This is a genomic window from Fulvimarina fulva, from assembly GCF_039652615.1.
Taxonomy (GTDB): Bacteria; Pseudomonadota; Alphaproteobacteria; order Rhizobiales; family Rhizobiaceae; genus Fulvimarina.
In genome coordinates, this window is the sequence record NZ_JBDJAC010000003.1 from 87,748 (window position 1) to 100,858 (window position 13,111).

A 13,111-nucleotide genomic window follows, 5' to 3' on the forward strand; every position below is an offset into this window, starting at 1 on the left:
CCTTCCAGTCAGTCGGCGATGGGCCTTGCATCGGCTATGCCATACGTTATACCGTTACACAACGATGTAATAATATAACATCGCTTATCCAGCGGATCATTTATCTCCATGCAATATCGGAGTTTCTCCATGCGCCCGATCAAGGCCCTCCTTCTCACCTCCACCCTGATTGCCCTGTCTCCGGCGGCTGCCCAAGCAGAGGTGAATGTCGTCGCTTCGATCAAACCTGTCCATTCGCTGGTCTCAGCCATCATGGAGGGTGTAGGCGAACCCGGGCTGATCGTCGACGGGGCCGGGTCTCCGCACACCTATGCCATGAAGCCGTCCCAGGCGCAGATGCTGGAAGATGCAAATCTCGTCTTCTGGATCGGCCCTGGCATCGAGACCTTTCTGGAAAAGCCGTTGGAGACGATCGGCACCAATGCCAAGACGGTCGAGCTGATGGATACTCCCGATCTCGTCCTTCTTCCGATGCGCGAAGGCGGCATGTTCGAGGCCCACGATCACGGCCATGGTGATAATCATGATCATGGAAGCCATGGCGCGGAAGAAGCATCGGCCGAGGGTCACGATGGGCACAGCCACGACCATGACGAAAGCGCCGGCCACTCGCACGACGACGGCCATAGCCACGATCATGAGGAAACGGCCGAGGCAGGTCACGACCACGACCATGGCGAGACTGCGGAGGCAGGACATGATCACGATCATGACCACGAGAAAACCGCTGAAGCAGGGCACGGGCACGATCACGCAGAGGGCGAATACAACCCCCATATCTGGCTCGATCCTGTGAACGCAAAGGCCATGGTTCACGAGATCGAGGAAACGCTTGTCGCCGCCGATCCCGACAATGCCGCGAAATACGAAACAAATGCCAAGGCGGAAATGGCGCGGCTGGACAAGCTGACGACCGAGGTCAGCGCCGAGCTGAAGCCGCTGAAGGACAAGTCCTTCATCGTTTTCCACGATGCCTATCCCTATTTCGAAAACCGCTTCGGCGTAGAGGCCGCCGGCTCCATCACCGTGTCGCCGGAGGTCGTGCCGGGCGCGCAGCGCGTGGGCGAAATCCGGCACAAGATCGAGGAGCTGGGCGCGACCTGCGTTTTCGCCGAGCCGCAATTCGAGCCGAAGCTGATTTCCACCGTAACGGAAGGCAGCGACGCCCGCTCTGGCGTCCTCGACCCGCTCGGAGCGGATATCCAGAACGGCCCGGATCTCTATTTCAAACTCATCCAGAACATGGCGAATTCGATGAAGGATTGCCTCGCCCAGTCGAGCTAACCGGCGCACAGTCAGCGATGGGCGGCTGAGCCGCCCATTTCTTTGGCGAGTGTGTGTAATGATATAACATTTTTACGCAACGACACGATCAGCGGTCGCTGCGAACAAAGACGTGCGCGTGACCGGCGGCACGAAAGCCCTCGCGTCCGCCCTCACAAGCTCAACCGGCACGCGCCGTGCGCAACTCCTGTTTCCGCTTCCGCCAGCCTCAGCAAGGCTTGGCGGTTCCCGATCCGCAGCAACAGGGCCGGCGGATCATCCCTCTCACCCCGTCACTCCCAAGAAGGACAACTGACATGCAACGATCTCTCGCAATCGCGGCGGCACTCTCCCTCGTTCTGACGAGCAGCACCATGGCTCTCGCCGAACAGAAGGGCCATGACCATGCAAGCAGCGACCATTCGCACAGCCATGCCGATCACGCCCACAACCACGACGATCAGCAGGTTTACAAAGGCTATTTCGAAGACAGCCAGATCGCCGACCGCCCGCTCTCGGACTATGCCGGCGACTGGCAGTCGGTCTTTCCATATCTTCAGGACGGCAAGCTCGACCCTGTCTGGGAGCACAAGGCCGAAAATGGAGAGATGACGGCCGCCGAATACAAGGACTATTACACGACCGGCTATCGCACCGATGTCGGGCGGATCACCATCGAGGGCGATACCGTCTCGTTCTACAGGGACGGAGAGCCGGTGGAAGGACAGTACGCCTATGACGGCTACGAGATCCTGAACTACAAAAAGGGAAATCGCGGCGTCCGTTTCATTTTTGAAAAGACCGATGGTGACGAAGCCGCGCCCCAATTCATTCAGTTCAGCGACCACAAGATCGCGCCTGAAAAGACCGGCCACTATCACCTCTATTGGGGCGATGACCGGGCCGCGCGTCTCGAAGAACTCACGAAGTGGCCGACCTATTTCCCCGCTTCGCTCAGCGGAGACGAGATCGTCTCCGAGATGATGGCGCACTGACCCCATCTGCCTGTCTGACGACCGCCTCGCCTCCCGGCGGGGCGGTCCACTCCCCACTTCCACGCTTCAATCAGTGAATGAGGTTCGCCATGAGCGAGATGCAACCGGCCGGGCGCCGCCTCCCCGTCACCGTCCTCTCCGGCTTTCTCGGGGCCGGCAAGACGACCCTTTTGAACCGCGTCCTCAACAACCGCGAAGGTCGCCGGGTCGCCGTCATCGTCAACGACATGTCCGAGGTGAATATCGACGCCGATCTCGTACGGGAGGGCGGCGCGAAGCTGTCCCAGACCGACGAGACGCTTGTCGAGATGTCGAATGGCTGCATCTGCTGCACGCTGCGCGAGGATCTTCTGAACGAGGTGCGCAAGCTCGCCGAAGACGGCCGGTTCGACTATCTCCTCATCGAATCCACCGGCATTTCCGAGCCGCTTCCGGTCGCCGCGACCTTCGAGTTCAGGGACGAGCACGGCCGCAGCCTGTCGGACCTGGCGCGCCTCGATACGATGGTGACGGTCGTCGACACGGCGAACCTTCTCAACAACTATTCGAGCCACGACTTCCTGTCCGATCGTGGTGAAACCATGGGCGAAGGCGACGAGCGGACCATCGTCCAGCTTCTCGTCGAGCAGATCGAGTTCGCTGACGTCGTCGTCCTCAACAAGGTGTCCGATGCGACGCGCGAACAACTGGATGCCGCCCGCAAGATCGTGCGCAGTCTCAATGCCGATGCCCGGATCGTCGAGGCGAATTATTCCGATGTCGCGCCGGGCGAGATTCTCGATACCGGTCTTTTCGACTTCCAGAAGGCGCACGAGCATCCCATGTGGGCCAAGGAGCTCTATGGCTTCGCGGACCACGTGCCGGAGAGCGAGGAATACGGCGTTCAATCCTTCGTCTACAGGGCGAGGAGACCGTTCGATCCGCAAAAGATCCACGATCTTTTCAACCACCCGCTGCCAGGCGTCGTGCGCGCCAAGGGGCATTTCTGGGTGGCGACACGTCCTGACATCGTCGCAGAGTTCTCGCTTGCCGGCGCGCTTTCCAGCGTCACCCCGCTCGGCGTGTGGTGGGCCTCGGTGCAGAAGGAGAAGCGGCCGAACAATCCGCAGGCAAACGCCTATCTCGCGGAGCGCTGGGCTGAACCCTTCGGCGACCGGCGTCAGGAGCTGGTCTTCATCGGGATCGATATCGATTGGCCCGGGCTCAAGGCTCGGCTCGAGGCCTGCCTGGCACCCGCCGAAAGCCTCGCCGATCTTGAAAGGCTCGCGGGCCTGCCGGACCCGTTCCCGGCATGGCAGAACCGGCGCGAAGCGGCATGAGCGCGCTTGAAGACTGGAGCGCATCCCGACAGGACGAGGCATCGCCCATCTGCCGGGATGCTCGACCATCGGTTCTACAAGCGATTTACCGACCGACCACCGAGCTTGCCGTCTGGCAGAGATCGCGGCCCGCGACATCCGGCGCAGCGCGATTCTGTCTTGTCATCGATCCGGCGGGCGAGGACGAAGCGACGGAGCGGCATCGGGCATGATGGCGCTTCTCTCGTTCGGAAGCGTCATCGGGGTCTGGTGGCTATCGACCGGCCTGATCCTGATGGCGACGCGCCGCCTCGCGCCAAACGGAACCGCGACCAAACTCGTTGCCGCTGGTGTGGCCGCGGCCGGGCTCATCGCGGCGCTGATGAGCGAAAACATGGCGACGGCCAATGGCGTATGGCTCGGCTTCTTTGCCGCCATCCTGCTCTGGGGCGCCCATGAGATCGCCTTCCTGACAGGCTGGATCACTGGTCCACGGACATGGCCCGACAATCCCGATTGCAGGCCGACATTCCGCGAGGCCTTCCAAACGATCAGGGATCGGCAGATCGGGCTCGTTCTGACGGCCGGCGTTCTGACGATCGGTCTCGCCGGAAGCGCCAACAACGCCGTTCTGTTCAGTTTTCTTGCCCTCTGGGGGCTGCGTTCGCTGGCAGAGATCAACCTCTTTCTCGGCGCGCCTTGCGCGGCTATCCATATGCTCCCGCGACGCCTTCATTATCTCGCGAGCTATTTCAGAAAGGACAGGATCAGCCCGGCGCTGCCCGTGACGATCAATATCCTCGTCGGAACACTTGTAATCCTGGCACTTAGCAGTCTCGACCACCCGGACGCGATGGCATCGACACTGGCGGGCATCCTCGCATCTCTCGTCTGTCTCGGCATCGCCGAGATGTTCTTTCTGATGTTCCCCTTCTCCGAGGACCGGCTCTGGCGCTGGACGGGGCGGGAACGGACGGACCGGTGATCAAGCCGGGATCAACGCGACGTGACAGTCTTTCCAGACCGACCGGGCGTGTAGCGCCGGCCTCAAGCCGGGCGGTCCAACCGGTCTGCGATCAGGCCGAGCGGGTGGCGAACGGTGCGATCGGCAAGCCGCTCGGACTGGCAACGGCAGGAAAAGCCCGTCGCGGCGGCCTCTTGCGCATCTTCGAGCGGCATGGCCCAGCTCATATCGAAGAGCTTGCGCGACATCGCGCCATGACGCTTCTTGTGGCCGAAGAGCCCCGCCATGCCGCAGCACCCCGTTGCCGGGGTCTCGGGCTCGATGCCGATCGCCTGAAAGACCGTCGTCCATTCCTTGCGCGAAGAAGGCGCGCCTGTCGTCTCGGTGCAATGGGCGAAAATCGTCGCTTGACCGCTGCCATGCGGAAATGACCGTCCGCGCGCGACCTCGGCCGCGAGAAATTCCTGCGGCAGCTGGATTTCGGGCAGCCGCCGCCCGGCCTTGGCGTAATCCTGGCGAAGCGCCATCACGAAGGCCGGGTCGAGCCCGATCATCGGCGCGCCGGTTCGGGCCCCCGCTTGCATCGCTTCTTCTACTCTATCGGCCATTCGGGCAAAGCCCTCGCGCTCTCCCATGTCCCCGGCGAGCTTGCCCGAGGGGCGCATTTCGACAAAGAGCGGGCGGTAGCCGAGCGCGCTCAGCCCACGCAAGACATCGCGCTGCGCCGCTCCGTCGAAGAGCGCCGAAAACCAGTCCATCCAGACGAGAACCGTGTCATCTGCCAAGGCCGCACGGCCAAGATCGGCGACGCGAATTCGTGCCTCTTTCGGCAGAGGCGGCGCGATCCGGTCCGGCAAATCCTCCATCGCCATCATCACGCCTGCGAGCCGCGACATCATGGGCCAGATCGGGCGAAGAAGCGGAGCTGCCCGCACCATCAAGGGGCTGAGACGCTCGGCCAGAAGGGTGAGCCGGTCCATCAGCGGTCTTGCGTGATCCTTGTAATACTCGGCGAGAAACGCCGCTCGCATCGCCGGGATGTCCACCTGGACCGGGCAGGACGAGGCGCAGGCCTTGCAGCCGAGACAGGTGTCGAGTGTGGCGAGAAGATCCGCCTCTTCCACCGTCCGCTCGCCGGTCCGCCGCCCCTCGTTCCAGGCGCGCAGCGCGTCGGCGCGGCCTTTCGGCGAATGGCGCACATCGTTCGTCGCCTTGAAGGACGGGCACATGGCGGTCGTTGCGGCATAGCTCAGGCATTGGGCATTGCCGTTGCAGCGGAACGCTTTTTGCAGCGGATCGCCTTCCGGCGCGTTGAACGGCCGGAAGGGGGTCGTTCCAATCCCCATGATCGGCGTCCCATTCGAGACGAGCTTGCCGGGATTGAAGCGCCCCGCCGGGTCGAAGGCGGCCTTGACGCCTTGGAGGGCACGATAGGCGTCCGGCCCGATCCAGCGTTCCAGATAGGCGCCGCGCATCCCCTTGCCGTGTTCGCCCCAGAAGATGCCGCCATGGCGCTGGACCAGATCGAAGATCTCGTCGGAAACAGCGACGAGGCGGGCGCGGTCGGCATCCTCGTCGATATCGAGGGCGGGACGAATATGCAGGCAGCCCGCATCCACATGGCCGTAAATGCCGAAGCCCAGCCCATGCCGAGCCAAAATGCCAAGGAACCCGTCCAGAAAGTCCGGCAGTTCCTCGGGCGGAACGACGCAATCCTCGACGAAGGCGACCGGGCGCGCCGGGCCATCGACCTTTCCAAGAAGCCCGACGCCCGCCGAGCGGATCGCCCAGAGTTCGCGGATTTCGGCCGCATCGCTTGCCACATAAACAGCGCGGATGCCGGGAAGGCCGTGCAGCCGGTCTTCGCAGGCCGCGAGGCGCTTCGAAAGTTCATCCGGATCGTCGCCGTTGAATTCCACGAATGTATAGGCGGGCGCGGTGCCGCTCGCCGGGCGCAGCGCTTGCGGAAGCCGGTCGAGCAGAGACGCCTCCCCCGCCAGCGCCGTGACGCGTTCATCCATCACCTCGATCGCGGTAGGATCGTCTGCGAGAAGCGGCACGCCGGCTGCAAGGGAGTCGCGAAAGCTCGCAAAGGCTGCGACCACCAGCCGCTTTTCGCGGGCAAGCGGACGCAGTTTCACCCGAATGCGGGTGATCGGCCCGAGAGTGCCCTCGGAGCCGGGGAAAAGCCGCCACCATTCAAAGCCGCCACCATCGCAGCAGGCGCGTTCGAGGTCGTAGCCGGTGAACCTTCGGTTGAGCTTCGGCGTAGCCGCGATGAAAGCGTCGCGTCCGGCCCGTGCCGCAGCTTCCGCCGCTTGAAGCATCGGCCGGGCCCAGTCCGGTGCGGGTTCGAGACTGGAGACCAGCCCCTGCCCCCGCGCGATCTCGACCCCGAGAAGATTGTCGGACGTCTTGCCATAGACGCGCGAGCCTTTGCCCGAGGCATCCGTCGAGACCATGCCGCCGATCACGCAGCGCGTGGAGGTCGAGGTTTCGGGCGCGAAGAAGACGCCGTGGGGTTTCAGCCGCGCATTCAGATCGTCGAGCACGATGCCGGGCTCCACATCGGCCCATTCGCCCGCCGGATCGACCTCGATGAGCCGGTGCATGTGACGCCGCATGTCGAGGATGACGCCGCTGTTCAGCGACTGCCCGTTTGTTCCGGTGCCGCCGCCGCGCGCGGTGACGGGAATGGTGTCGAAAGGGGATGTCTCCAGCACGCCCATCGCCGTCACCACATCGGCGGCATCGATCGGTGCGAGAACGAGATCGGGCGTAATACGATAGACCGAGTTGTCCGTAGACATCGCGGCGCGCAAGGCGGTGTCGTGCTCGGCCTCCCCTCGAAAGCCGGCCTCGCGGAGAGCCTCGGGCAGAGCGGCGAAGATGGATCGCGATGCGGGTGTCGCCTCGGTCATGTCATACCTCCGGTGTCACCTCTTCATGCTTTTGGCGGCACCACCGCCTTGTCCGCGGCGAAGCGAGCAAGATCAACCCATGAGCCGCGTCGGCAGGGCATGGGTCATGGTCGCACCCAATTCGTACCACGCCCCACGAACGCTGCGGAACCGCTCCGAATGGCGCTCCTGAACGGGAAGCGGGATGGCCTCGGGCCGGTCTTCGAGCAGAGCCTCGGCAGCGGCGGTGCCGATGACGGTTCCCGGCGCGATGCCGCGTCCCGAATAGCCGAACGCGGCATAGGCCGACGGGCCGAACTCGATGAGTTTGGGAATGTGGTCGCCGGTCATGGCGATGAAGCCCTGCCAAGCAAAGTCGAAGGACAGGTCACCGAGTTCCGGATAGAGGCTGCGCAATTTCCGGCGCGCCCAATTCGCGTGGATCGGTGCGCCAAGCCCCGCCGCATTCCCGACACCGCCGATGATCATTCGGCCTGCCTGGTCGAGCCTGAACGAGGACATGACCAGCGCCGTGTCCCAGCACCCCTCGCCGCCGGTCAGCACGCGCTCACGCGCCTTAGACTCAAGTGGGACCGTTGCGAACTGGCTATAGCCGACCTTCACGTAATGGGGCGCCTCGATCCCTGCGAGGTCACGATGATAGGCGTTGGTTGCCAGAAGCAGCGCTTTCGCCCTCACCCTGTGGCCATTCGCATGGACGATCCAGACGCCGTCACCGCGCTCGATCCGCGTTGCCGGCGAAGAGACGTGAAGCCGCGCGCCGGCCTCGACGGCCGCGCGGGCAAGGCCTACGCAATAGGCGCGCGGCTGGATGGTGCCGGCGCGCGGATCGAGGAGAGATCCGTGAAAGGCTTCACTTCCGGTTCGCTTCGCGGTTTCCTCGGCATCGATGAGCTGAAGCGGCGCGCCGATCCGGTTGCCCTGCCGGCAGCGCTTTTCGAGTTCCGAATAGCCTGCAGCGGAGTGGGCGAGATGGAGCGTGCCCTTGCGCGTCGCCTCGCAATCGATGCCATGGGTCTCGATCCGCTCGAAGACGGTGCGCGGCCCCTCGCCGAGCGCCGAAAGCAGGCGGGATCCCGCCGTCTCGCCCATAGCCGAGATAACATCCTCCGGCGGCAGCCAGAGGCCCGCATTGACGAGGCCGACATTACGGCCCGAACCGCCATAGGAAACCGTTTCAGCCTCCAGGAGAACCACAGAGGCCCCGCGCCGCGAGGCTTCGAGCGCGGCCGAACTCCCCGTAAACCCGGCGCCGATCACCACCAGATCGGCAACGGCATCCTCTGCCAGCGGCCGGCTTTCCACGTTTTCTCGGCAGGAATCGTTCCAGAGATTCCTCATAGTCCTCACGAAGCGATCCTTTCGGCTGGCTTTTCGCAATGGGCGGTCTGCGGCACTTCTGACAGGAACCGTTCGAGCCGCTCGAGGCCCGCTTCAAGATTAGCCTGCGAATAGGCAAAGGAAAGCCGCACATGGCCGGGAAGCCCAAACGCCCGCCCCGGCACCAGTGCGAGGCCTTCCCTATCGAGAAGTTCTGTGCAGAACTCTGCGCAGGTCTCAAGGCCCATGGCCGCCATGGCGCCGGTCACGTCGGGAAACACGTAGAAGGCGCCATCGGGCACCGCGCAGGTGATGCCCGGCATGGCGTTCAGCCGCGCGACGACGAGATCGCGGCGATCCCGCAGGATGGCGAGACGCTCAGCCAGAATATCCTGCGGCCCGGAAAGCGCAGCAACGGCTGCCGCCTGAGAGATCGAAGACGCACCGGAGGTGATCTGACCCTGCACCGCGCCCATCGCGGCGATCATATCGGCCGGGCCGATGCCCCAGCCGATCCGCCAGCCGGTCATCGAATAAGCCTTCGAGACGCCGTTGACGATCAGCATGCGATCCGAGAGTTCGGGCACGACCTCACGCATCGAGGCAAAATCGCGATAGCTCAAGAGATCGTAGATCTCATCGACCAGCACCATCACATGGGGATGGCGCTCGAGAACGCCCGCCAGCGCGCGCAGGTCCTCGCGCGCATAGATCGCCCCGGTGGGGTTGGAGGGCGAGTTCAGCATCACCCAGCGCGTGCGCGGTGTGATCGCCGCTTCGAGCCGCTCGGGCGTGATCCGAAACCCGGTCTCCATCGTGGCGGGGACGACGACCGGGCTGCCGCCGGCCAGCAAGACGATGTCGGAATAGCTCGTCCAGTATGGGGCGGGCATGACCACCTCGTCGCCGGGATCGAGGCTCGCGAGCATTGCATTGGCGAGCACCTGCTTGGCACCCGTGGAGACGATGACATTCGCCCGGCCAACACCATTCTGGCTGGCGATAAGATCGCGCAGCTCAGGCGTTCCGAGGGTCGCTGTATACTTCGTCTGCCCAGTGAGCGCGGCCTGATGGGCGGCCTCGATGACGTGAGATGGCGTCGGAAAATCGGGCTCACCCGTTGAAAGCGCGACGATGTCGCGGCCCTCGGCCCTGAGGCTCGCAGCGCGCTCGGTGATCTGGACGATTTCCGAAATCTCCAGGGATGCGATGCGCGCTGACCGTCTGAACGTCCGAGATGCTGTCATGCCGTCCTCCCCGAGCGATAATCAATGCCATGTCTTGAGATGATCGGGCGACCCATCGGCCGCCCGATCAAGTTGAGCTTTGATAAGGCGCTGGACGAAGCCCCACGCCTCACCTCTTCCTGCTTCAGCCGATGTCGAAGCTGACGCCCTGAGCGAGCGGAAGCTCGCGTGAGTAGTTGATCGTGTTGGTCGCGCGGCGCATGTAAGCGCGCCATGCATCCGATCCGCTCTCGCGGCCGCCGCCGGTCTCCTTCTCGCCGCCGAACGCCCCGCCGATCTCGGCGCCGGACGTGCCGATGTTGACATTGGCGATGCCGCAATCGGAGCCCCGCGCAGACAGGAAGGTCTCCATCTCGCGCAGATCGGTGGTGAAGATCGAGGAGGAGAGACCACCGCCCACATTATTGTGCTGTTCGATCGCCTCGTCGAAGTCCGAATATTTCATCACATAGAGGATCGGCGCGAAGGTTTCGCGGGTCACCGGGCCGGTCTGGGACGGCATTTCGACGATGGCGGGCTTCACATAATAGGCCGTATCCGGCCCCACATCCTGCCGCTCGCCGCCATGGACCGTGCCGCCGGCGGCCTCTGCTTCCTTGAGCGCCTCGACCATGCCGTCAAAGGCCGCCTTGTCGATGAGCGGCCCGACCAGCGCGTTCGTTTCCAGCGGATTGCCGACGCTGACCGAGGCATAGGCCTTCTTCAAAGCGGACACGATCTGGTCGTAGATGCTTTCATGGACGAAGAGACGGCGCGTCGTCGTGCAGCGCTGACCGGCGGTGCCCATCGCGCCGAAGGCAACGGCCCGAAGCGTCATGTCGAGATCGGCCGAGGGGCAGACGATGCCGGCATTGTTGCCGCCAAGTTCGAGGATCGAGCGGCCGAAACGCTCGGCGACCTTCGGGCCGACGATGCGGCCCATCCGGGTCGAACCGGTGGCCGAGATCAGCGCGACATCCTCGCTCGTCACCAGCGCTTCACCGAGCTCAGGCCCGCCGACCAGGACCTGGCTGAGGCCTTCAGGGGCATCCTCGCCGAAGCGGGCGAGGGCGCGCTCCAGCACGGCCTGGCAGGCAAGCGCCGTGAGCGGGGTTTTCTCCGAAGGCTTCCAGATGACGGGATCGCCGCAGACGAGCGCCAGCGCCGAGTTCCAGGCCCAGGGCGCGCAGGGGAAGTTGAAGGCGGTGATGATGCCGACGACGCCGAGCGGATGCCAGGTTTCCATCATGCGATGGCCCGGACGCTCGGTCGCGATGGTGAGGCCGTAGAGCTGGCGCGAGAGGCCGACGGCGAAATCGCAGATGTCGATCATCTCCTGCACTTCGCCGAGACCTTCCGAGGGCGACTTGCCGGCCTCGATCGAGACCATCCGACCAAGATCGTCCTTGGACTTGCGCAGCTCTTCACCAAAAAGGCGGACGAGCTCGCCCCGGCGCGGCGCAGGCAGCATGCGCCACTTGCGGAAGGCGGTGCGAGCGGTGCTTACCATGGCCTTCGCGTCATCAGCCGAATGGGTGGCAAGACCCGCGACCGCTTCGCCGGTGAGCGGCGAGACGACGGTGAGACCATCGGCGTCGAGCGAGGCGGTAACGCCGCAGGCTTCCATGGTCTTGCGGGTGGTCGCGGCGAGCGGGTTCGTCGACATATTCAGATCCTTTTCGGTATTCGGTTCAGGCGGCCTTGCGCGACAGCTTGGTGCGCGCGCGGGCCAGCGAAGCGGCTTCGGCTTCGGCATAGAGCTGGTGAAGATCGGCGACGGGGGCGCCGAGATCGGCTTCGAACCGCTCGCGGTTCGGATTGGCGGAGAAGGCGCGCGACGCGCCATCGCCGAGATTCGACTGGAAGATGCCCGCTGCCGAGACAGGCAGGAAGTCTTCATAGACGATCGGATCGGCGCGCAGGACGCCGGCCGCAACGAGATCGGCCGCGCTCTCCCCGATATCGATATTGGCGGTCTCGCCGGTCGGGGCATAGCGGAAATAGCCCAGCCCCTCCGTCCGCAAACTATCGAGATCGTCAGGGAATTCGGCGAAGACCTCGTCCAGCACCGCCATGTATTCACGGGCGTTGGAGCCATCGGCCGCGGGCGTGACGCGGGCGCGGGCCTCGCCCAAAAGCCGGTCGTAGAGCGCCTGGCCCTTGGGCGTCAGCGCCAGCCCGCGTTGTTCGATCTCGCCGAAACGGGCGGTATGGCGACCTTGCGCGTCCTCGTCTTCCAGAAAGGCGACCGGTTCTTCCAGCGCCTTGAACGAGGTCTGCCGCAACAGGATCGGCACGCGCCGCGAGGGCGGTCCCTCGATCACGGCCTTGGGCGCAATCCCCTCCCCGGGCATCCGATCCTGCACCGTATCGATGTCGAGGGTCCGGGGCGTCAGGTGGTTGATATGCGGGCCCTTGAAGGCGACCACATCGGCGACGAGCCGGTGGGCGTCGTGCAGCCGGCGATAGAGGGCGGCGGTGACATTGGCCTCTTCATGCCAGCGGAAGGTTTCGAGCGCCTCGGTGACGAAGGCCTCTGCGTCAGCCTCATCGAGGCCGTCCGCCTGCTCGGCCTTTTCGATGAGCGCGAGACAGCCACGGGTGAAGATCTGGCGCGCGTCCAGCACTTCGGCCGCCTCGGCGCGAAGCGCTTCATCCTCGATGAGGTCGAGTCTCAGAAGCGAGGTGAAGACCCGGAACGGGTTCGCAGAGAGCGAGGCAGGATCGACCGGGCGGAACGCGGTCGAATGCACCGGCACGCCCGCGACCGACAGGTCGTAATAGCCGACGGGAAACATGCCCATGACGGCAAAAAGCCGGCGCATCGTGGCAAGCTCGGCCGCCGTGCCGAGCCGGATCGCCCCGTGGCGCTCCTCGTTGATGCGGTCGAGATTGTCCGTTGCCGCGAGCCGCGCCTTCTCGGCCGGGTCGGCGGCAAGCGTTTCCGCATTCACCGTCTCGACAAGGCTGACGAGCGTTCCGTAGGCCGGAACCTCGGCGCGATACATATCCGACATGGCGCGGGCGAAGCGGGCGCGGATCTCGTCGGGGGAAACGTGATGATCTGTCATGGCATCTGATCCCTTGGCTGTTCAGCGTGGCGACAACTCTAGCGGCGCTGAGC

General features: G+C 64.3%; 9 protein-coding genes. 4 read left to right on the plus strand and 5 right to left on the minus strand.

The window, feature by feature from the left end; genetic code table 11:
- The first annotated feature begins 129 nt into the window (after positions 1–129).
- The 4 genes from znuA to ABDX79_RS06015 all read left to right on the plus strand — a co-directional run bounded on the left by znuA (position 130) and on the right by ABDX79_RS06015 (position 4,541).
- Positions 130–1,284 (plus strand): zinc ABC transporter substrate-binding protein ZnuA, encoded by a 1,155-nt coding sequence (gene znuA / locus ABDX79_RS06000; protein WP_346219369.1) that lies wholly within the window; start codon positions 130–132, stop codon positions 1,282–1,284.
- A 296-nt stretch (positions 1,285–1,580) separates the two neighbouring features.
- Positions 1,581–2,258, plus strand: coding sequence for a metal-binding protein ZinT (locus tag ABDX79_RS06005; RefSeq protein WP_346219370.1), 678 nt, complete (start codon positions 1,581–1,583; stop codon positions 2,256–2,258).
- Positions 2,259–2,356: 98 nt separating this feature from the next.
- Positions 2,357–3,577, plus strand: coding sequence for a GTP-binding protein (locus tag ABDX79_RS06010; protein ID WP_463671124.1), 1,221 nt, complete (start codon positions 2,357–2,359; stop codon positions 3,575–3,577).
- Positions 3,578–3,785: 208 nt separating this feature from the next.
- The gene (locus tag ABDX79_RS06015; protein WP_346219372.1) at positions 3,786–4,541 is read left to right on the plus strand and encodes a DUF3623 family protein; all 756 of its coding nucleotides are present in this window, start codon (positions 3,786–3,788) and stop codon (positions 4,539–4,541) included.
- A 62-nt stretch (positions 4,542–4,603) separates the two neighbouring features.
- Here the strand turns inward: ABDX79_RS06015 and ABDX79_RS06020 are convergent, their stop codons facing one another.
- From ABDX79_RS06020 to hglS, 5 genes are all read right to left on the minus strand, one after another.
- Entirely contained in the window at positions 4,604–7,441 is a 2,838-nt protein-coding gene (locus ABDX79_RS06020) for an FAD-binding and (Fe-S)-binding domain-containing protein (protein ID WP_346219373.1), read from the minus strand.
- A 72-nt stretch (positions 7,442–7,513) separates the two neighbouring features.
- Positions 7,514–8,746, minus strand: a complete 1,233-nt coding sequence (locus tag ABDX79_RS06025; protein ID WP_346219374.1) for an NAD(P)/FAD-dependent oxidoreductase — start codon at positions 8,744–8,746, stop codon at positions 7,514–7,516.
- A 41-nt stretch (positions 8,747–8,787) separates the two neighbouring features.
- Positions 8,788–10,008, minus strand: a complete 1,221-nt coding sequence (locus ABDX79_RS06030) for a pyridoxal phosphate-dependent aminotransferase (protein WP_346219375.1) — start codon at positions 10,006–10,008, stop codon at positions 8,788–8,790.
- Positions 10,009–10,132: 124 nt separating this feature from the next.
- Positions 10,133–11,614: an L-piperidine-6-carboxylate dehydrogenase gene (gene amaB / locus ABDX79_RS06035; RefSeq protein WP_463671125.1), complete on the minus strand. Its 1,482-nt coding sequence runs from the start codon at positions 11,612–11,614 to the stop codon at positions 10,133–10,135.
- A gap of 64 nt (positions 11,615–11,678) precedes the next feature.
- Positions 11,679–13,058, minus strand: a complete 1,380-nt coding sequence (gene hglS, locus ABDX79_RS06040; RefSeq protein WP_346219376.1) for a 2-oxoadipate dioxygenase/decarboxylase HglS — start codon at positions 13,056–13,058, stop codon at positions 11,679–11,681.
- Positions 13,059–13,111: the final 53 nt, after the last annotated feature.